Origin of the sequence: Demequina aurantiaca (assembly GCF_050598105.1) — a bacterium.
Taxonomy (GTDB): Bacteria; Actinomycetota; Actinomycetes; order Actinomycetales; family Demequinaceae; genus Demequina; species Demequina aurantiaca_A.
Window position 1 is genome coordinate 769,981 of record NZ_CP192436.1, and the last position, 19,752, is coordinate 789,732.

The following is a 19,752-nucleotide window of genomic DNA, read 5'->3' on the forward strand; positions in this document are numbered from 1 at the left end:
CCTGACGTCATGAGACCTGAACGCTTCGACAGCCTGCTGCGCAACGCGCGCATCACCGGCGGTGCAGACCTTCCCATGGACGTTTTGCTGCGCGCGGGTCGGATCGCGAAGATCGCGCCTAGCATCGCCGACGCCGACGCTGGCGACGCGGAGCAGATCGACCTCGACGGACGGTTCCTAGGGCCCGGCATGTGGGACGCGCACGTTCACTTCGCGCTGTGGGCGCGCACGCGCAGGCGCTTTCACGTGGGTGGCGCCGGCTCGGCCGCTGAAGTGTGCGCGATGGTCGGTCGCCGCGTGGAGTCGGAGCCGGCGAACCCGGACACCTTGGTGGGAGTCGGATTCCGCGACGCCCTCTGGCCCGACGTGCCGACCACGCAGGCGCTCGACGCTGCCTCCCCGCATCGTCCGGTGGTCCTGATCAGTGGCGACGTGCACTGTTGCTGGGTCAACACCGCCGCCGAGCGGCACTACGGCCTGGCGCACTCCGGCCTGCTCCGCGAGACCGAGGCCTTCGACCTGCAGCGCAAGCTCGAGGTGGAGCCAGACGACGAGGAACGCGCCTACGCCGTGGAGGCGGGCGCGGCCGCGGCGGCGCGCGGCACCGTGGGCATCGTGGACCTCGAGATGGCCGACAACATGCGGCTATGGGTGCGTAACACGGCGCAGGGCCTGGGGCTACTCCGAGTGCACGCGGGTTTCTACGAGGAGATGTTCGACACCATGGTCGAGCGCGGCGTGCGCACCGGCGACGTCGTGGAGGGCACCAGCGGCCTGGTGACGGTGGGACCGCTCAAGATCATCACGGACGGCTCGCTCAACACCAAGACCGCCTACTGCCACGACGCCTACCCCGGCACCGCCGACCACGGTGTCATCACGGTGCCACCCAACGACCTCGAGGATTTGCTGGACCGCGCGACTCAGCACGGGTTCGAGGTAGCGGTACACGCGATCGGCGACCTGGCCAATACCTTCGCGCTCGACGCCTTCGCGACCAGCGGGGCGCGCGGCACTATCGAGCACGCGCAGTTGGTGCAACCCAAGGACCTGGAGCGCTTCGCGCAGCTCGGGGTGACCGCGAGCGTGCAGCCCGAGCACGCGATGGATGACCGCGACACGGCCGACGTGCTGTGGGCGGGGCGGACCGGCAGGTCGTTCCCCTTCGCGGACCTTCATAGGGCTGGGGCGCGTATTGCGCTCGGCTCCGACGCCCCCGTCGCCACGCTCGACCCATGGATCACGTTCGCGGCGGCAGTTTCCAGGAGCAGGGACGGCCGCGAGCCCTGGCACCCCGAGCAGGCACTCACGCGCCAGGCCGCCCTCTTCGCGTCGACCTACGGCAAGCGCGTCGAGGAGGGCTGCGTCGCGGACCTCGTCGTCACCGAGGAGAATCCCCTGACCGCCGACCCGGAAGTTCTGCGCCGTATGCCCGTGGCCGCGACGCTGGTGGGCGGCGCCTTTACCCACTCCCGTTTGGAGGAAGTCGGAGCGCTCGCGGAATGAACTGCGCCGTAGGCGCGTTGGCGACTACGAGTTCAGTCCAAGAGTCTTAAGGAGTTTTCAGTGGTCAAGGTTGAAGTTTGGTCCGACGTCGCGTGCCCATGGTGCTACATCGGCAAGCGCAGGTTGCAGAACGCGATCTCCGAATTCGACGGCGACGTCGAGGTGCAGTGGCGGAGCTTCCAGCTCGACGAGACCCTGCCCAAGGGCGAGGCGATGCCGCAGGCGCAGATGTTCATGGAGAAGCGCGGCTTCACCGCGGAGAAGGTCGTCGAGGTTAACGAGCGCATGTCCTCCGTCGCGGCTGAGCTTGGGCTCGACTACGACCTCGACAGCTACATGGTCGCCAACACCAAGGACGCGCACCGGCTGTCCCACTTCGCCACCTCGCGCGGAGTAGGCGACCAGATGCACGAGCGCCTCTTCCAGGCGCAGATGATGGAAGGCAAGATCCTGGACGACGCCGATGTGCTGGTGTCGCTGGGTGAGGACGTCGGCATTCCCGCCGAGGACACCCGGGCCATGCTCGCCTCGGACGAGTACGGCGACGACGTGGATCGCGACATCGCCGATGCGCGTGACGTGGGAGTCCAGGGCGTCCCGTTCTTCGTGTTCGACCGCAAGTACGCGGTCTCCGGTGCCCAGCCGCAGGAACTCTTCATGCAGGCGCTCACCACGTCTCGCGACGAGGCGGAGGCAGAGGTCGCAGCGCGCTAGTTTTTTCGCACCAGTAGCACGGCAGTAGTCCTAGTGCGGAGGTCCCTGCGCACTAGTCGCTGCATATACGCAAATGGCGGTTCCCCACCCTCGCGGGATGGGGAACCGCCATTGACGTTTACGGCGCTTAAGCGCGCGCAGATCGGCCGGTCTACGCGGCCCTACGGCTAGGAGCCGTCGGCGTCGGCTGCCTTGTCCGCGGGGGTGCGGCTCAGGTGGCCCAGGATCGCGACCGCCAGCGTGATGACGGCTGACAGCGCCATGCCGACGGTGATGTCGATCTGCAGCAGAGCGGCTCCGATCGCGGCGCCGGATCCAATCAGCACGATGGCCGCGACGCGGCGCTTCCAGGGCTGAACTCCGCGGTCGCCCAGCAGGGCGTCGGCGGCGAGACCCGTGATGGTCGAGGTGACCACCACCGTGGTGACGTCCTTCACGGCGATGTTGCGCGCGGTCGCGGCCTGGAGCCCCATGGCCAGACCCAACGCGGTGGTGACGCTCAGCAGTACCCAGTGCGGCGGGTCGTTCCACGCCAGGATCACGATGATCGCGGCGAACAGGGTGGCGGCCACGGAGCCGAACATGACGGTGGTGCGGTTCGCCCACGCGGCCTTGGTGTCGCGCAGCACGCGCCCGGCGATGGCGGCGCCCGCCATGAAGCCGACGAGGGCCAGCACGGGGCCCAGGATCGGCAGTCCCGTGCCTGATACGAGCGCCATTCCGAGGATCACGACGTTACCCGTCATGTTGCCCGTGAAGACCTTGTCCAGGCCTAGGTAACCCACGGCGTCGATCACGCCTGTCGACAGTGTGAGCGCGAGCATCAGTCCAAGGTGGGTGGACTCTTCGTCGCGGCGAAGTAGGTGAATCATGGGGCCTCCAGCGGTGAATACGCTGGCACCGAGAGTGCCGAGCGCTAGGGCGAGCAACGGTACTCTCGGTAAACAATAGGGCAAGATTTACTCAATACCTTCCGATTGGTGGCACCCGCATGGCTACGTTTAACGCAATTCTCCACTCTGGCGTGGACGTACCCGAGGGCCTCGACTACGTGCCCTCCACCCCCGAATCCCTGCGATGGGGACGCCTGCCCAGGCGCGGTGACCAGCCGGTCCTGGAGGTCGCATCGGGCACCACGTTGGTGATCGATACCCTGAGTCACGAGGGCATTCTTGAGGATCAGGGCGCCGATGCGGCGGCGTTCTTCGCGTCGCACGGAGTGCCTCGCGGCGAGGTCCTGAACGACGCGGTTGAGATCGATTCGCTGCGCGGAGCGCGCGACGTCGCCACCGACGGCCCGCACGTGGTGACGGGTCCCATCGCGGTCACCGGCGCGAAGCGAGGCGACCTGCTGGCCGTCCGCATCGACGAGCTCACCCCTCGCGTCCCCTACGGGGTGATCTCCAACCGCCACGGCCGCGGCGCGCTTCCGGGAGAGATGCCGTCGTCCCCGGGCAACGTCTCCGTGTTCACCCCCATCGCGCCCGATGCGGAGGGTCAGTGGCGCGGCTGGCTCCCCGCTCGCGAGGGCGGCGCCCCCACGGTAGGCTTCCCGCTCGCACCGTTCTTAGGGATCATGGGAGTCGCCACGGACACCGACGAGCGCGCGCATTCGGTGCCGCCCGGCCCGCACGGTGGCAACATCGACGTCAAGGAACTCGTCGTCGGCACCACGCTGTATCTGCCGGTGCAGGTCCCGGGCGCGCTGTTCTACGCGGGAGACCCGCACTTCGCGCAGGGCGACGGCGAGGTGGCGCTGACCGCGCTCGAGGCCTCGCTGCGCGTCACGGTGACTCTCACGGTGATTCCGCAGGCCGACGCGCTGCGGGCCTTCGGGGAACTGGCCGGGCCGCTGGGCGAGACGTCCGAATACCTGATCCCCACGGGAATGGATGCGGACCTCGACGAGGCGATGCGTGCGTGCGTGCGTCAGGCCGTCGCGATCCTGTGCGCCCGTTACGGCATGGACGCCCACCTGGCCTACGCGTACCTCAGCGCCGCGACCGACTTCCGCATCTCGCAGGTCGTGGACCTGGTCCAAGGAGTGCACGCAATGATCCGGGTGTCCGACTTCCATGCGCAGCCCGCGACGGAGGTGCGTGATGCGTGAGTATCAGGCGTCCGTGCCCGACGGCGAGTTGATGCCCGCGCAGCTGATCGACGCCCTCATGGGTTACGAGGCGGCGCTCGCGTCGGACGACGTCGAGTTGCTCGGCGCGTACTTTGTGGACGGCGACGAGGCGATGCGCGCGGACGCGGCGGGCCTGCTGGTGGGGCGCGACCAGATCGACCGCTTCCGCGGCGGCCGTGGCGGCGCCCCGGCTCGCGTCCTCGGCGACATCCAGGTGCGCCCGGTGGGAGCCGACCACGCCTACGTCACGTCGGTCACCGCACCCGCCAAGGGTGGGCGCGGCTTGGTCACCCAGCTGTGGCGCCAGACCATCTCCGGCGCGACCCCAGGAGGCTGGGTGATCGTCGCCGCTCACGTCAGCGCGCCGCCCGCCGCTCTGGACGCCCGCATCTGGCGCGTGGTGGGCAACCCGCTGGTGGCGCCGTCCGTCGAGCACGGCCCGCTGTCCGGTCACACGGTCGCGGTCAAGGACGTGTTCGCCGTACCCGGGTTCGCGATCGGAGGGGGAGTGCCTGCCTACCTTGCGCAGTCGAGGGTCGAGGACGCTCCGGCCGATGCGCTGGCCGCGCTGCTCGACGCGGGCGCCTCGGTCGCTGGCATCGCGCAGACGGATCAGTTTGCGTACTCGATCGCCGGCGTGAACGGTGCTTACGGCACCCCGCCCAACGTGGCGGCGCCGGGCTCGATTCCGGGCGGATCGTCGAGCGGTCCGGCTGCGGCCGTCGCCTCCGGTCACGCGAGCATCGGCCTCGGGACCGACACCGCCGGGTCGATCCGCGTTCCGGCTTCTTACCAGGGTCTATGGGGATTACGTCCTACCCACGGCGCGGTTTCTCTGCGCGGCGCACTGCCGTTGGCGCCCGCGTATGACACCCCGGGGCTGTTGACGCGCGACGGAGAGACGCTGCTCGCGGCGGCCCGCGCAATGCTGCCTGCGGGTACCCAACGCGCGGTGGGCTTGCGCGACATCGCCGTGTCGTCTGCACTCTTCGAGGCGGCGGACCAGGACGTCCACCTCCATCTCTTGTCCGTGATCGACGCGATGATGGGCGGCGACGTCTTCGATGTTCCCCGCAGGGTCTCGGTTCCGACGACCGCGGAGCTGTTCCGCATCTTCCGCTACACGCAGTCGCCCGCGGCCGCACGCTCGTGGTCCGCTTGGATCGACGCGCACCCCGGCGCGCTCGCCGACGATGTCGCGGCCCGGTTCGCGTGGGCGGCCACGGTCACCAGCGAGCAGGAGGCCGAGGCTCTTGAGGCGAAGGCGGCGGCCCGCGAGGCACTGGACGCCGCGCTCGGCGACTCGATTCTGGTGCTGCCCAGCGCATCGTCCGCCGCTCCTGCCTTGGACGCCAGCCCGGAACGTCTCAACTCGGTTCGCGAGGCGACGCTAGGGATCACGGCGGTGGCCGGTATCACGGGCCGCCCCGCGCTGTCCGTGCCCGTGCTTCAGACCGATGACGGTCCGGTGGGACTGTGCCTCGTGGGACCGCGCGGGAGTGAGCTCGCGCTGATCGAGACCGCCCTCGCCTGGATGAGCGCTTAGAGAGTCATCTCCGCGCTGCCTCCCCTGATGGGGGTTTTGAGTTTATTCTGAGGCTGTGAACACCACCGCGCACGTCGCCATCGTCGTCAATCCCTCGAAGACCAGCAGGAAAGATCTTGAGGAGGCACTGAGTTCCCTCGGGAACGATGCCCCATCACCGCAGGTCTCCTGGTTCGAGACCTCCGTCGAGGATCCCGGATACGGAATGACCCAGGATGCCCTGGACGCGGGGGCTGACCTGGTCATTGCCGCCGGGGGCGACGGCACCGTCCGCGCCGTCGCGCAATGCCTTGCTGACGGCGACACCTCGGCCCAGCTCGGCATCGTTCCCCTGGGCACCGGCAACCTACTCACACGTAATCTCGGGATACCCCTGAACGACATCGCGCAGGCACTCGAGGTGGCGCTGAGCGGCCGGACCCGGACCATCGACCTCGGTTGGGCCCAGTTCGACGGTGGCGACGGCGACCAGCGCTTCGCCTTCACCGTGATGGCGGGCGTGGGCGTGGACGCACACATGATCACGGAGACCGACGAGGACCTCAAGGACAAGGTGGGCTGGCTCGCCTACGTCGAGTCCTTGGGCCGCGCGTTCAAGGCGAGCGACATGGTCTCGATGGACCTGTCGATCGACGGCAACGACCCGTCCAGCACGGAGGCCCACACGCTCATCGTCGGCAACTGCGGCGTTCTGACCGGAGGCGTCACGCTCCTTCCCGACGCCGACCCCGCGGATGGCGAGCTCGACATGCTGGTGCTGAGCGCCGAAGGCGTCACCAGTTGGTTGGACACGCTGCGCACCATGGTGTGGGACAACGGGATCATGCGCATGGTCGGGGGAACGGACTCGGCGCAGAGCAGCGAGTCGGTCGACCACCAACGCGTCACGTCGGTCACCGCCACCCTAGGCGAGGCGCGCACCCTGGAACTCGACGGCGACGACGTGGGAAGGTGTTCCCGCATCGAGGTGACCATCCAGCCGGAGGCCATCCGCGTGCGGGTCCCGCAGGACTAGAGTCGCTCGCGTCAGTCGACCTCGGGCGCACTCTCACGAGCGGCGCTGCATCAGCAACGAAGCGCGCGCAGCAACGAGTCCCGGTCGTGAGGCGCAGCGTCCTCAAGCCGCGCCCGCGACTCGTGGACTACCCGACCAGGCCTGTCGGAGAGCACTACGATCCGGTCGGCCAGCATGATCGCCTCGTCGATGTCGTGGGTCACCAGGACGACGGCCGAACCAGACCGTTGCTCGCCCGACTCCGCGTCGGCTGCGCGCTCGGTGAGGCGCATCGTCGCAAGCCAGGCGTTCATGCGGCGGCGCGTCACCGGATCGAGACCGCCAAACGGCTCGTCGAGCAGCAGCACGGGCCGCTCCGCCAGGCACGTGCGCAGGAGCGCGAGGCGCTGCCGCATGCCGCCGGAGAGCTCGTGGGGCCAGGCCCGCTCGAACCCGGTGAGGCCGAATTCGTCGAACAAGCGTTGCGCGCGCGGATACGCCCGCTCCCGCGGCACGCCGGCAGCGATCGCGCCGACCATCGCGTTGGGCAGCGCGCGTCTCCAGGGCAGCAGGCCGTCGCGTTGAGGCATCCACGCGGTGGCCCGGCGGCCCCTCGCGTCGCGCGGCACTCGAATGTCGCCGTTCACCTCGGCGCGCGCGTCGAGCAGGCCGCCGAGCGCGCGTAGCAGCGTGGACTTGCCGCACCCCGACGGTCCGAGCACGGCAACAAACTCGCCGTCGCGGACCTCCAGGCTGAGCGCGTCGAGCACCTTGAGCCCTGGGTCGCCGCGCCTGGCCGGGGGGAAAGTGATGGTCAGGTCGGCGACGGCGAGGACCGGCTCGGCGCCGGTCCTCGCCGCACTCGCGTCGATCGCTTGGGTCACGACTGCGACGGCAGGAACTCGTTGGTCCAGGCCGCGTCCACGCCCGGGTCGCCAGCGAGCATGCCGCCGTCGGACAGCCACTGCGAGAACGTGTCCCACGTGGCCGCGTCCTGAACGCCCCAGGACTCGGGGGAGTCCGCGTACTTGTCGGCGAGCCACGCCGCGCTCGCGGTCACGAGTTGTTCGTCCAGTTCGGGGGCCGCGACCATCAGCGCATCGGCCGCCGCCTGGGGGTCATCCATCGCCGCCGCGTACCCGCGGGCGGTGACGTCGACGAACGCGTCCACGGTCTCCGGCGAGGACTCGATGGTCGCGCCGGTGGTGGCCAGCAGCGGCGTGTACCAGTCGGGGATGCAGTCGAACCAGTCGCGGAACGCGATGGTGTCCACGTCCATGCCGTCCACCTCGCCCAGGCGCACGGTGTCCCACGCGTCAAAGACCCACGCGACGTCGAACTGATCCTGAGTGAGGCCGATGCGGAAGTCGTCGCTGACCAGCGGCACGTGATTGACCAGGGCGGGGTCGCCGCCGTCGCACTCGACCAGGCTCGAGATGATCGCCGTCTCCAGGTCAGATCCGTACGAGCCGTAGTTCTTGCCCTCCAGGTCGCGCGGGCGGGTGATGCCCTCGTCCGCCAGCGACAGCAGGGACGACGTGTTGTGCTCGATGACCGTCGCAACGGAGACCACGTCCGCCCCGGCGGCGCGCGCGGGCAGCAGCCCCTCGGCGACGGAGTAGGCGAAGTCCGCCTGGCCGGCGGCCAGCAGCTGCAACCCGGAGGTCTCGCCGGGCTCGATCACGGTGACGTCGAGGCCGGCATCCTCGTACCAGCCGTTCGCCAGCGCCAGGTAGAGCCCGGTGTGGTTGGTGTTGGGCGTCCAGTCCAGCACCACGGTGACGGGCGTGGCTGGGTCGGCCGCGTTCTGGGAGTCGTCAGGGTCGGTCGAATTGGTGGCGGCGGAGCACGCGGACAGCAGCAGCGCGGTTCCGGCAGCGAGGGCGGTGCCTGCGGCGAGGCGGGGGGTGAAGGTCATCGGTTTCTCCTGAGTTGTTGAGGATGTGCGGGCGTGATGGTTTGGGGTGGTGGTGGCGGCGTTAGTGCGCCGTCGAGTCGACTTGCCAGGGGGTGGCGACGCGGCGCAGCGCCACGATCGCCGCGACCATGAGGGCCGACAGCAGGGCGATGAGCGCGATGCCCACGAAGATCTGGTCCACGGCGTAGGCCTTTCGGGAGCGTTGGATGAACACGCCGATGCCGGACTCGCCGGCCAGGTACTCGGACACCACCGCCGCGCCCACGGCGTAGGTGGCGGCGATGCGCAGCCCGGACAGCGCCCCGGGGACGGAGGCCGGCAGGCGCACCAGCCACAGCTGATGCGCGCGCCCGCCTCCCAGGCCCGCCACGGTGTCGGAGTGCTCGGCGTCTACCTCGCGGATCGCGGCGGTCGCGGCCACGAGCACCGGGAAGAACACCGTCAGCGCGACCAGCACCACCTTGGAGGTGAGCCCAAACCCCGCCCACAGAATCATGAGCGGGGCGAGCACCACCGTGGGGATGGTTTGGCTGAGCAACACCACGGGCTGGGCGACGTGCCCGGTGGTCGGGATGGCCGACGTGAGGACGGCAAGCAGCCACCCGAGCGTCGCGCCCAGCGCGAGCCCCAGCACGGCCTCGGTCGCCGTCGTCGCGACGTGTTGCCCGAGCACGGGGGCCTGGGCGACACCGGCCGCCACCACCTGCGACGGGCTGGGCAGCACGAACGCCGGGAGGTCTCCCAGGCGCACCGCAGCCTCCCAGCCGCCGATCAGGAAGGCGACGGTCGCGGTCCCGATGAGTGCCGCGCGCATGCGGTGGCTCCGCACGCCGCGGGACATCAGCGGTGCTTGCCGACGAGGTCCTGGACGCTCGGCCCGTCGTCCTCGGCGCCCGCAGACACCTTGATCACGGACAGGCAGCCGTCGGCGCCGGCAGCGAGCGTCGCCTCGTGGACGGTACGCAGCAGGGCCCAGACCTGGTCGGGCGTGCCCTCGAACGTGGTGCCCATCGCTCCCACCTCGTAGGACAGGCCGGACGCGGTGATGGCCGCGATCGCGGCATCCACGTGGGCGTAGCGGCTCTCGGCGGTGCCCAGGGGGCGGGGCAGGACTTGGATTTCAGCGATCACGGGTGACTCCTAGGGTCAGACCCGGGGTACGCGCAGCGCACGGCTCGCTGTCAAAAAAGCACAGTCGCCAACAAGCAACGGGGAGTGCGCCAGGCGGGTACGAGAAACGACCTACCGTGCGAACGCCCGTGCCGAAGACACGTCCTTACGCTGGCATTACCCAGGTCAAGTTCTCGGGTCGATGGCGCTGTTGGCCATCCTCTCAGCTCGGCTGCCCCGAGCTCCCCGCGTTTGCCCTTGCATCATGGCACATCCCCGAGCCGTGGTAAAGAGACCCCAGCAATGCCGTCAGGACACGCTGAGGCATTGGCCGCGAAACGCATCGGAAACGCGCAAGGGTGACAATGTCAGGGTGAACCTTCCTGGACCAATCAACCCCCCTGCCCGACTCCTCATGGGCCCGGGCCCCATCAACGCGGACCCGCGCGTGCTGCGCGCGATGTCCGCTCAGCTGGTGGGTCAGTACGACCCCGCGATGACGCAGTACATGAACGAGACCATGGCGCTGTATCGCCAGGTCTTCGTGACGGAGAACCAGCAGACGATGCTGGTAGACGGCACGTCGCGCGCCGGCATCGAGGCCGCCATCGTGTCGCTCATCCAGCCGGGGGACAGGGTGCTGGTTCCCGTGTTCGGGCGCTTCGGCCACCTCCTCAAGGAGATCGCCCAGCGCTGCGGCGCGGAGGTCCACACCATCGAGACCGAGTGGGGACAGGTCTTCACCGAGGCTCAGATCGACGAGGCTCTCGAGAGGGTGCGCCCCAAGCTCCTTGCGGTGGTGCACGGCGACACCTCCACCACGGTGGCGCAGCCGCTCGCGGGGCTCCGCGAGCTCTGCGACAAGCACGGCACGCTGCTCTACACCGACTGCACGGCAACACTGGGCGGGAACGAATTTCTCGCCGACGAGTGGGGGATCGACATCGCCACCGCGGGCCTGCAGAAGTGCCTGGGCGGGCCCTCCGGCTCCGCGCCCATCACGCTGTCCGCACGCGCCGCCGCGCTCATCGAGTCCCGCAAGTCCATCGAGGAGGGCATCCGCGACGTGGGGGATCCCGTCTCCGAGCACCCCGTCGCCTCCAACTACTTCGACCTCGGCATGGTCATGGACTACTGGTCCGAGCGCCGCCTCAACCACCACACCGAGGCCACCACCGCGCTGTACGGCGCTCGCGAATGCGCGCGCATCCTGCTCGAGGAGGGCCTCGACGGCGCCATTGCGCGTCACGACCTCCACGGCCGCGCGATGCTGGCGGGCACCACCGCCATGGGCCTGAAGCCGTTCGGCGACCTCGAACACAAGATGACCAACGTGCTCGGCGTGCACATCCCCGCCGGCGTCCAGGGTGACAAGGTGCGCGGCGAGATGCTGAACGACTTCGGCATCGAGATCGGCACCAGCTTTGGGCCGTTGCACGGCAAGATCTGGCGCATCGGCACCATGGGCTACAACGCCCGCACCGATGCGGTGCTGACCACGCTCGCCTCGCTCGAGCAGGTCCTGCGCCGCGCCGGGCACTCCGTGACCTCCGGGGCGGCCATCGACGCCGCGTACGGCGTCTACGACGAGGTGTCCGCGTGAGCCCCACGACTTCCACCGGCCACGACGCGGCCCAGGTGCTGGCTCGCTGCGACACGCTCGCGACGTTCTCCGCGGCCGTGGACGGCATCGAACGTTCGTACCTGACCACCGAGCACGCCGACGCCAACTGGAAGGTGGGCGAGTGGATCACCGAGGTCGGGATGAAGGCCTGGCAGGACGCCGCCGGCAACCAGCGCGGCACGCTGCCCGGCCCGACGCCCGATGCTCCCGTGCTTGTCATCGGCTCGCACCTGGACACTGTCCCCGGCGCCGGCCGCTATGACGGCATCCTGGGCGTGATGATGGCGATCGCCGTCGTCGGGCGCCTGCGCGACCGCGGCATTGAGCTGCCCTTCGGGCTCGAACTGGTCGGCTTCGCGGACGAGGAGGGCACCCGGTTCGGCCGGACCCTGCTGGGCTCGTGCGCGCTCGCGGGCACCTGGGACGACGCGTGGTGGGACCTGACTGATGCGAGCGGCACCAGCCTTCGCTCCGCCTTTTTGGCCTTCGGGCTCGACCCCGAGCGAGTGGGAGACGCCGCGCTGGAACGCGACCGCGTCATCGGCTATCTGGAGGCGCACATCGAGCAGGGGCCGCTGTTGCAGGACGCGGACCGCGCGCTCGGAGTGGTCACCGGAATCATGGGGGCGCGCCGGTTCGAGCTCACCATGACGGGTGAGGCAGGCCACGCCGGCGGCATGCCGTACGGGCGACGCCGCGACGCGCTGCTTGGCGCGAGCGAGGTCGTGACCGCGGTCGAGACGCTGGCCAGGGACGCCGGGGCTATCGGCACCGTCGGCAAGCTGCGCGCTTTCCCCGGCGCGATGAACGTGATCCCCGGGCGGGTGGAGTTTTCGCTGGACCTGCGGGCCGACACGGATGAGTTGCGCGACCGGGTGTGGCTGGAGATCGAGGAGACCGCACGCAAGGCCGCGGCCGCCCGCAACCTCGACTTCGACATCCACGAGCTGCATGAGGCCCCGGCCACCCACGTGGGCAGCCGCCTCGCGAGTGCCGTCGAGGCCGGCATCGTCGCGACGGGGGACACCCAGCCGATGCGCCTGCTGTCCAAGGCGGGTCACGACGCGATGGCCGTGGCCTCGCTCACCGACTACGCGATGCTCTTTGTGCGGTGCCACGACGGCATCAGCCATCACAAGGACGAGAATGTGCGGGAGGACGACGTGGCGCTGGCGCTGGACGCGTTCGAGGCCGCGATCCTGGATCTCGTGACGGACGATCGGGCTTCGACCTCTAGGTAACTAGGCTGTTTTGTTGCGCTGCTTCCTGGACTTGATGATCGCGGACTGCAGGGCCAGGCCGACGATCCCGATCACCACGCCGAGCAGGACCCCAATCATTCGCTGACCACCCGCGAGGGTGAAGTTGCCCACCTCGTGGCCGTAGTAGATGACCACTGCCTGGGTCATGAAGAAGGCGTAGATCATGTAGTTCGCCCAGTAGAACATCACGCACAGGGCCGTAGCCACGAGGAAATACAACACGAAGAAGCCGGACGTGACGAAGTCCGGGAAGGCGGTGATGATGGTCAGCGCCAACAACCCGCCCACCGCGGAGCCGATGGCTCGCTGAATGCCCGTGCGCCGGCCCTTGGCGACGTCGGGTTGCATGACCACCAGCAGCGTGGACGCTACCCAGAAGGGCTCGACCGACCAGAACGTGTATCCGAGCCCCACGGCGACGGCCATGGTCAGGGCCCACATGGCGGCGAAGACGCCGATGTCCGACTTCGCGACGTCGCGAAGTCTGGGAGTGCTCGTCGGTTCCATTGCGGAGTCGTCAATCCAGCCGAATCGCAGCCGCACGGCCATGACGATCAGCGCGATGATTCCGCCGACGAGGAAGCTTGCCGCGTAGTAGATCGGCTCGCCCGGGGAGCGGGAGGCCGCGAGCATGGCGAAGAGCACCCAGAACACCAGGAAGTAGCCGGCGTAGAACACGGACTTTCCGTACGCGACAGCCAGGCCCGCCAGGTAGATGGTGACCGGCCACAAGATGATGGCGCGCAGCGTGTCATCGCCCACCACCAGCGACAGCAGCGACAACGTGACTCCAGCAGCGATCGCGATCCCCATGTACGACCAGCGCTGGCGTCCGCGTTTGTGAAAGCCCACGCGGGACACAAAGTACGCGGCGATGAGCGCGCCGATGCCGAACAGGGCGGCGTCCCCGAAGACCATCTCCAGCAGGGCTGCGGCCGCGACCACTGCGACCACGATGAGCCCTCGTTTGAGAGCGAGTTTCTCGCGATCAACGTGGAAAATGTTCTGCATCACGTGGTTGCCGTCCTTGTGCTTAGCGTCATGTCCCTGCCCCACCTGCTCGTTTGCTCAGCGGTTCGCCGAGACGATCATGGCAGAAGAGGGGTGCGACCGCGCAGGACAGATGCTTTCCCGTGGAGGATTAGGGATGGTCCGATGGCGCGTTGAACTAGCCCCATGGCGCTGAGAAAGTCATAATCCCCAAACCGAAAATTATGAGTTACGCCAAAAGTCATAATTTTGGGAGAGTGGCGTATGACTTCTCGTGGCTGTCTACGGCGTCGTGAAGCGTCCGGTGCTGTCGACCACACTCGCCGCGTGCCGTGCTGGGTGACGTGAGGTGAACTAGGTTTCCGGAAAGAGGCGAGTGCACACGGGGACCCCATTCGGGGCGACCGTCGTACCCGCGCTTAGTTGCTGACTCAGGACTCAGGCTGATCCAGCAGCCGGGACTGAGAGTTCGGCGGTAAGTCGACTGCTGCGTACCGACTTCACAAGGCGCAGTGTTCCCTGATGGAGTGCAACTCCGACACAGGTGTTGGCTAGCCCAAAAAACGCGGCTCCGAATATCAGTGCGGTCTCAGAAGGTTCAATGACCCCCGTAGTCAGCAGGACCGCGACCCAGCCGACGGTTCCTACAACGAGGGCAGACTTCCACCAGCGTCCAGCGAGCAGGCCAAAGATGATCATTGTTGGAATCATGGGAACCTCCAGTGGCCCGGCGCCTACCGTTCACGTTACTCCTCGTGCCCAAGCCATTCGGGCTCCTGGAACGGCGTTAGTGTTGCGGACCGTCCGAGTCGTGACCGCCGCCCAGGTCGCTGCAGTCGACCTCGACGGTCAAGTGCATGCGGAGGTAGTCGCGCGCGCCGGCGTCGCCGTGCGCCGCGGCCGCGATGTCGCGCCAGTGCTCGCGCCCCACGAGTACGGGGTGACCGGGATTGCCGTCAAAGTTGGCACGGGCGAGGGCCTCGCGACCGTCCTTGGCGCCAGCTGCGATGACGCGGGTCCCTGCCGCCGCGTTCTGTTCGGGCAGGTCGACGAGGGTGAGCAGCACCGCATCGGACGCGGAGGTCGCGGCGGCAGCAAGCCCGGCGCGAAGTGATGCGGCCTGGCCGTCGTGCCAGTCGGTCGCCACTACGGCGAGGGCCCGCGGGGGAACCAGCGCCGCAGCCTCGTCGGCCTGGGCGCCGAGCACCACGATGACCTCGCGGCAGCCGGCGTCACGCAGCGCGGAGCACGCGATCTCCAGCCAGGCCACGCCATCGGCCGTGCGTCGAAGGGCCTTTGGTCCGCCGGCACGCGTGCCAGCCCCGGCGGCAAGTACTACTCCAGTGACGTCCATCCCACCATCCTAGAATGGGCACATGACTCTGGACCGGGACCGACTGCTCGAATGCCTACGAATCGAGCGATGGGCCGATTCCCTGACCCCCCTTGAACCCGCCTCCGTCGACGAATTGGTCGCCGCCGCCATGGTCGCGGCGACCCCGCTGACCGACGCGGACGTGGCCGAGGCGCTGACCGCCCACCCCCGCATCGGCGAGCGGCACGCGGGCACAGGCGCCGAGGCGAAGCTGTCGGCGAGCGAGCAGGCCTCCAGCCAGAGCGACGATGCGACGCTCGCCGAACGCCTAGCCGCGGGCAACGCCGCGTACGACGCCCGATTCGAGCGCGTGTTCCTGATCCGCGCGGCGGGACGCGACCGTCAGCAGATCGTCGACGAGCTCGAGCGCCGCCTCGCCAACGACGACGCGACCGAGTCAGCCGAGGTCGCCGAGCAGTTGCGACAGATTGCCGAGCTGCGGTTGCGGTCGGTCTTTAGTTACCTAGATGAGGAGCACGCATGAGTCACGTCACCACCCACGTCCTGGACGCCGTCGCTGGAACGCCCGCCCAAGGAGTCGCCGTGGCACTCTCGCAGCGCGGTAGCGACGGCTGGGAGCCGCTCGCCTCGGCGGTAACCAACGCCGATGGGCGCGTTGGCGACTTTGGCCCCGACAAGTTGGAACCCGGCATCTACCAGGTCCACTTTGACACGGGAATGTACTTCTCCAAGCGCGACCAGCCCACGTTCTACCCCGAGGTGACTATCGTGTTCGAGGTCACCGATGGCGCGCACTATCACGTGCCGTTGCTGCTGAGCCCGTTCGCGTACTCGACGTATCGCGGCAGCTGAGCCGCCCTACGAGGCGAGCGCCCCGGCGAATACCTGCCACGCCAGCGCCGTCTTGGCGACCAGGCTAAGCACGATGTAGACGCGCTCGCCGCGCAGGTAGTCCGCCCACTTGCCCTTGGCCTTGTACTGCTTCCACTGCACCAGCGCGAACGAGTTGAACAGCACGAACAGCGAGATGATGATTCCCCACACGAAGCCGGGGACCGCGACGTCGCTGGTGTTTCCGGGGCCGGCGAGTGAGATCGCGATGATGATCCAGGGCACGATGCCGACCATGCTGCCAAAGACGAAGGGCAGCAGGTCGCCGTCGCCGGGGGTCGCGTAGCGCTCCTGAAGCCACCCGAACAGGATCATGCTCGCGTTCACGGCGAACAGCCCGGCCAGCGCCGCAAAGTTGGCGAGGCCGTTGAGCTGCAGGATCAGCACGATCATGATCGACGACGACAGCGAGTACTCGACCCAGCGGAACGTGTTGCGCTTCTCACGCAGGCCCCCGGTGTAGCGGGGGAACATCTTGGGCGTGATCACCAGGAAGTGGAAGAACGCGGACAGCAGCAGGAAGCCCGCCACCGCGTACGCGATGTTGATGGAGAACAGCGTGACCGGGTCCCCGTACTCACCTGAACCGGGCGGGCCGTTGAGGTAGGTCGCGGTCACCGGCAGTGACGCGTTGTTCGCGAGGAACAGGATCGCGACGAACGATGCGAGGTGCAGTATTCCGGCCGCAAGGTTGAATGGCCGTAGTTTGGCGAGTGCAGTGTCCATCGTGTTCTCCCTGGTGTTCATCATTGAACTTGTCTCTCGATGCAACAACCGGAGGCGGGTTTGTCTTCCCCCCAGCGCCTCCGCAGTGACGCGGAGGACTAGCTCTTGGCGTTCGACTCGGAAGTGTCGGGCTCTTGAACCACCACGGGCACGCCGTACTCAGCGGAGTCGGGCGGCGACGAGTGGGTGAACTGGCTGGCGCGCTCCTCCGCCTCGGCGCTGCCGGTGAAAAGCCCCGAGTCTCCGGCTTGCTCGGAGGGCTCGGCCCTCTTGCCACGGCGCTTGGGAGGCTCATGAGCCGACTCCGCCACTAGGATGCGCTGGGCGGGTGCCGCATCGGGCATCTCGCCCTGAACCCACAGCACCATCGACTCCCGCACGAAGCATCGGAGGTCGAACAGGGTGGGGGCGTCCATCGCCGTCACTAGGATGCGCACCCGCACGTAGCCTCCGGTCGCTTCGGTGACCTGGAGAACGGAGGCGCGGCCGTCATACAGCGGGGTCTGGGTGAGGATCTCGTCGAGGTGCACGCGCATGCGCTCCGGGGACACCCGCCAGTCGAGGTCAAACTCCACCGAGCCGAGCAATTCGGTGCCCTCGCGCGTCCAGTGTTGATAAGGCGTGGTGGTGAAGTAGGTGCAGGGCAGCACCAGGCGGCGGTCGTCCCACAGCTCGAGCACCACGTAGCTCAGGGTGATCTCGCCCACCCGGCCCCACTCGCCCTCGGCCACGATCACGTCGTCCACGCGTAGCGCGTTGCTGAAAACCAGCTGAATGCCCGCGAACATGTTGGCGAGCGCGGACTGTGCTGCGAGGCCGGCCACGATGGAGATGATTCCCGCCGAGGCGAGGATGCTCGCGCCGATCGCGCGCACGGAGTCGAACGTGAACAGTGCGGTGCCGATGGCGATCACGATGATGAGCGCCGTGGCCAGGCGGCGCATGATGAGCGTCTGCGTGCGGAGGCGACGCGCCACCGTGTTGTTGGGGACGTCGATCGGGTTATAGCCGAGCGCGATGTTCGCGACGAAGCCCACGAGCGCCACGAGCAGCCACGCCAGCGCGCCGATGACCGCGATGGTGAACACCTGAGAGAGCGTGGGCCACCAGTCCTTCGCGTCGAGAGAGGCTGCCGCTCCCGCCCACGCGCCGCAGATCAGCAGTAGCGTCCAGAAGGCGCGCCTTGCCGCCGAGGTCAGGGCCCGCGCCCACTGGTGCCGTCGGCCCGCCACCCTCATCGCGAGGTGCACAATCAGCGCTACGAGCGCAGCCGCGCCGATACCGATTGCGATGGCGATGCCGAACTCTAGCCAGTCGTTGAGCATGCTTCTCCTTGAGGGGTGGGGGCGTCACGCCACTCTAAGTGTGGACCGTTTGGTTCGCGTAAAGCGCGCCCCCCTGAGCGCCGAGCGACTACAGCCTGTGGCTCCGGCGCGACAAGTGCCCGTCGTCCTAGGATATTGAGATGGCCAAGCGCGACAGAATCCGATGGGGATGGTTCGGCGCAGCCGTCGTTGCGCTGGCATTGACTGTCGTTGCGCTGGGCTACCGATCCGGCAGTTGCGCTGACGGCGACCTGGTCAACACCTGTAGCAGCATCGACGCGACCAGCACCCCGGTCCTCGGGGTCGTTCTCGTCGGTCTCGCAGTGACGGTGGGGTGTTCCGTGAAGGCGTTTCGCGGGGGAAGACGCTAGTACGCACCATCAGTGTCCCTGGTTCGCCTCACGTAGGAATCGATGCCCGAGCCCTGGCTCACCGTCCAGACGATGCGCGCGAGCAAGACCCACGACAAGGTCAGCGCGATGGCGTTGAGCGGAGCCGACACTAACACCTGAGTCTGGGTGGTGACCCCGTCGATGGTGGTGGACTCATCGGACGACCAATACATGACGGTGCCCACGAGCCAGGCAATCCACCAGAGACCTAGGTTGCGAACGGGGAAACCCTGGGTCGCGTCCTTCATGTACCGATAGGGCGCCCAGAGGCTCCAGACCGGAATGGCCCAGCCCCACCATGCCACCCACGGTTTGTGCTTGACCGGGTAGCCGTTCCCGGCTGCCCCGCGCGCGGCGGTCGCCATCCACTGGGCCAACAGTAGCCAGGCGATGACTCCTATGAGCCCGAAGGCTTGACTGGGGTGAAAGGTGACGTCGCTTCCCGCAGGTGGGGATGAGCTGTAGCCGAGTGTGGGCGATATTGCGGTGGCAATGCTTAGCAACGTGAAGAGCCCAGTCGCCACCAAAACAGCGATGCCGAGGCCCCGTTGCGCAGGTACGCCCCGCATCGGCGCTGGGGGGAAAAGTGCTGGTGACACGGTCATGTGTGAACAGTAGCGCCGAAGGTGGGGCGCCGCCCAGCGGGGGCGTTGGCCGTCTGGGGGCGGAGGACTTTCAATGTGAGGTTTCTCGCGCTACGAGCGCTAGAACGCGTCCTTGGTGTCGACGGCCCAGGTGCCCACCCAGTCGGGAATGTGGTGACGCTCTGGGAATCCTCCGACGAACTCCTCGATCTCCTCGCGCTCGACGGCACCGCCGCTGCGCTTGAGGAAGCGCACTCTGATGACCGCGTGTGCGGACACCGTGTCCCCGAGCCGGAAGATCTGCTGGACGTAGAGCCAGCGGTCGTCCATGCCGAGCACGCGGCTTTCCACGTCGAACCGCTGGCCCAGCTTGAGGGACTTGCGGTAGGTGATGGTCTGACCGGCCACGACCGGGTACCAGCCTCGCCGACGCAACTTGTCCCACAGCCCGGATCGCATCATGAGGTCGATGCGAGCCAGGTCCATGATCGCCAGGTACTTGGAGTTGTTGACGTGGCCAAGGATGTCCAGGTCGCTCACCACCACACGGAACGGGGTGAGGGACGTGTCCCACGTGTCGAGGCGACTGCGGCGACGCGAGCGAAGGCGCAGGAACATCAGGCGGAAGTACAGATTCATGTGGTGCGGATTACCTCACGGATTGCCCAGGGCGATGCGCTCGCCAAGGTCGGTAGGGATTACC

General features: G+C 67.9%; 22 protein-coding genes and 1 riboswitch. Of the genes, 10 read left to right on the top strand and 12 right to left on the bottom strand.

Annotation, left to right across the window (positions count from 1 at the left end; genetic code table 11):
• Positions 1–9: 9 nt before the first annotated feature.
• Positions 10–1,506 carry an amidohydrolase gene (locus ACQU6B_RS03435; protein ID WP_430868648.1) on the top strand — a complete coding sequence of 499 codons (1,497 nt, stop codon included), beginning with the start codon at positions 10–12 and terminating at the stop codon, positions 1,504–1,506.
• Between the two features lie 60 nt (positions 1,507–1,566).
• Entirely contained in the window at positions 1,567–2,220 is a 654-nt protein-coding gene (locus ACQU6B_RS03440; RefSeq protein ID WP_430868649.1) for a DsbA family oxidoreductase, read from the top strand.
• A gap of 167 nt (positions 2,221–2,387) precedes the next feature.
• Here ACQU6B_RS03440 and ACQU6B_RS03445 read toward each other — a convergent pair whose 3' ends face one another.
• Positions 2,388–3,092, bottom strand: a complete 705-nt coding sequence (locus ACQU6B_RS03445; protein ID WP_430868650.1) for a YoaK family protein — start codon at positions 3,090–3,092, stop codon at positions 2,388–2,390.
• Positions 3,093–3,211: 119 nt separating this feature from the next.
• On the opposite strand from ACQU6B_RS03445, the gene ACQU6B_RS03450 reads away from it, so the two are divergent.
• The 3 genes from ACQU6B_RS03450 to ACQU6B_RS03460 are packed head-to-tail and all read left to right on the top strand — an operon-like array spanning position 3,212 to position 6,912.
• On the top strand, positions 3,212–4,330 hold the full coding sequence (locus ACQU6B_RS03450; protein WP_430868651.1) for an acetamidase/formamidase family protein: 1,119 nt from the start codon (positions 3,212–3,214) through the stop codon (positions 4,328–4,330).
• The gene (locus ACQU6B_RS03455; protein WP_430868652.1) at positions 4,323–5,897 is read left to right on the top strand and encodes an AtzH-like domain-containing protein; all 1,575 of its coding nucleotides are present in this window, start codon (positions 4,323–4,325) and stop codon (positions 5,895–5,897) included. Before ACQU6B_RS03450 ends, ACQU6B_RS03455 begins: the two co-directional genes overlap by 8 nt.
• Positions 5,898–5,952: 55 nt before the next feature.
• A complete protein-coding gene (locus ACQU6B_RS03460) occupies positions 5,953–6,912 on the top strand; it encodes a diacylglycerol/lipid kinase family protein (RefSeq protein ID WP_430868653.1) in 960 nt (319 codons plus the stop codon).
• A gap of 50 nt (positions 6,913–6,962) precedes the next feature.
• Here the strand turns inward: ACQU6B_RS03460 and ACQU6B_RS03465 are convergent, their stop codons facing one another.
• From ACQU6B_RS03465 to ACQU6B_RS03480, 4 genes are all read right to left on the bottom strand, one after another.
• Positions 6,963–7,775: an ABC transporter ATP-binding protein gene (locus ACQU6B_RS03465; protein ID WP_430868654.1), complete on the bottom strand. Its 813-nt coding sequence runs from the start codon at positions 7,773–7,775 to the stop codon at positions 6,963–6,965.
• Positions 7,772–8,809: an ABC transporter substrate-binding protein gene (locus ACQU6B_RS03470; RefSeq protein ID WP_430868655.1), complete on the bottom strand. Its 1,038-nt coding sequence runs from the start codon at positions 8,807–8,809 to the stop codon at positions 7,772–7,774. Before ACQU6B_RS03470 ends, ACQU6B_RS03465 begins: the two co-directional genes overlap by 4 nt.
• Positions 8,810–8,870: 61 nt before the next feature.
• Entirely contained in the window at positions 8,871–9,623 is a 753-nt protein-coding gene (locus ACQU6B_RS03475; protein ID WP_430868656.1) for an ABC transporter permease, read from the bottom strand.
• Between the two features lie 26 nt (positions 9,624–9,649).
• Positions 9,650–9,940 (bottom strand): thiamine-binding protein, encoded by a 291-nt coding sequence (locus ACQU6B_RS03480; RefSeq protein ID WP_430868657.1) that lies wholly within the window; start codon positions 9,938–9,940, stop codon positions 9,650–9,652.
• A 125-nt stretch (positions 9,941–10,065) separates the two neighbouring features.
• Positions 10,066–10,178, bottom strand: a riboswitch (TPP riboswitch).
• A 114-nt stretch (positions 10,179–10,292) separates the two neighbouring features.
• Here ACQU6B_RS03480 and ACQU6B_RS03485 point away from each other — a divergent pair.
• Complete coding sequence (locus ACQU6B_RS03485) at positions 10,293–11,522, top strand: pyridoxal-phosphate-dependent aminotransferase family protein (RefSeq protein ID WP_430868658.1); 1,230 nt, start codon at positions 10,293–10,295, stop codon at positions 11,520–11,522.
• Entirely contained in the window at positions 11,519–12,784 is a 1,266-nt protein-coding gene (locus ACQU6B_RS03490; protein ID WP_430868659.1) for an allantoate amidohydrolase, read from the top strand. Before ACQU6B_RS03485 ends, ACQU6B_RS03490 begins: the two co-directional genes overlap by 4 nt.
• On the opposite strand, the gene ACQU6B_RS03495 is transcribed toward ACQU6B_RS03490, so the two are convergent.
• From ACQU6B_RS03495 to ACQU6B_RS03505, 3 genes are all read right to left on the bottom strand, one after another.
• Positions 12,785–13,816 carry an FUSC family protein gene (locus ACQU6B_RS03495; RefSeq protein ID WP_430869207.1) on the bottom strand — a complete coding sequence of 344 codons (1,032 nt, stop codon included), beginning with the start codon at positions 13,814–13,816 and terminating at the stop codon, positions 12,785–12,787.
• A 417-nt stretch (positions 13,817–14,233) separates the two neighbouring features.
• Positions 14,234–14,506: a hypothetical protein gene (locus ACQU6B_RS03500; RefSeq protein ID WP_430868660.1), complete on the bottom strand. Its 273-nt coding sequence runs from the start codon at positions 14,504–14,506 to the stop codon at positions 14,234–14,236.
• Positions 14,507–14,582: 76 nt separating this feature from the next.
• Positions 14,583–15,149 carry a nucleotidyltransferase family protein gene (locus ACQU6B_RS03505; protein ID WP_430868661.1) on the bottom strand — a complete coding sequence of 189 codons (567 nt, stop codon included), beginning with the start codon at positions 15,147–15,149 and terminating at the stop codon, positions 14,583–14,585.
• A gap of 22 nt (positions 15,150–15,171) precedes the next feature.
• Here ACQU6B_RS03505 and uraD point away from each other — a divergent pair, with 22 nt between their 5' ends.
• Positions 15,172–15,654 carry a 2-oxo-4-hydroxy-4-carboxy-5-ureidoimidazoline decarboxylase gene (uraD, locus tag ACQU6B_RS03510; RefSeq protein ID WP_430868662.1) on the top strand — a complete coding sequence of 161 codons (483 nt, stop codon included), beginning with the start codon at positions 15,172–15,174 and terminating at the stop codon, positions 15,652–15,654.
• Positions 15,651–15,983 carry a hydroxyisourate hydrolase gene (uraH, locus tag ACQU6B_RS03515; RefSeq protein WP_430868663.1) on the top strand — a complete coding sequence of 111 codons (333 nt, stop codon included), beginning with the start codon at positions 15,651–15,653 and terminating at the stop codon, positions 15,981–15,983. The genes uraD and uraH overlap by 4 nt, the downstream gene beginning before the upstream one ends.
• 6 nt (positions 15,984–15,989) lie before the next feature.
• Here the strand turns inward: uraH and heR are convergent, their stop codons facing one another.
• On the bottom strand, positions 15,990–16,748 hold the full coding sequence (gene heR / locus ACQU6B_RS03520; RefSeq protein ID WP_430868664.1) for a heliorhodopsin HeR: 759 nt from the start codon (positions 16,746–16,748) through the stop codon (positions 15,990–15,992).
• A 98-nt stretch (positions 16,749–16,846) separates the two neighbouring features.
• On the bottom strand, positions 16,847–18,073 hold the full coding sequence (locus tag ACQU6B_RS03525; RefSeq protein WP_430868665.1) for a mechanosensitive ion channel family protein: 1,227 nt from the start codon (positions 18,071–18,073) through the stop codon (positions 16,847–16,849).
• A 140-nt stretch (positions 18,074–18,213) separates the two neighbouring features.
• Between ACQU6B_RS03525 and ACQU6B_RS03530 the strand changes: the two genes are divergently transcribed.
• The gene (locus ACQU6B_RS03530; RefSeq protein ID WP_430868666.1) at positions 18,214–18,444 is read left to right on the top strand and encodes a hypothetical protein; all 231 of its coding nucleotides are present in this window, start codon (positions 18,214–18,216) and stop codon (positions 18,442–18,444) included.
• Here the strand turns inward: ACQU6B_RS03530 and ACQU6B_RS03535 are convergent.
• Together ACQU6B_RS03535 and ACQU6B_RS03540 are read right to left on the bottom strand one after the other, a co-directional pair.
• Positions 18,441–19,070: a DUF4328 domain-containing protein gene (locus ACQU6B_RS03535; protein WP_430868667.1), complete on the bottom strand. Its 630-nt coding sequence runs from the start codon at positions 19,068–19,070 to the stop codon at positions 18,441–18,443. The genes ACQU6B_RS03530 and ACQU6B_RS03535 overlap by 4 nt on opposite strands.
• A 99-nt stretch (positions 19,071–19,169) precedes the next feature.
• Positions 19,170–19,688, bottom strand: coding sequence for an acyl-CoA thioesterase (locus ACQU6B_RS03540; protein WP_430868668.1), 519 nt, complete (start codon positions 19,686–19,688; stop codon positions 19,170–19,172).
• Positions 19,689–19,752 lie beyond the last annotated feature (64 nt).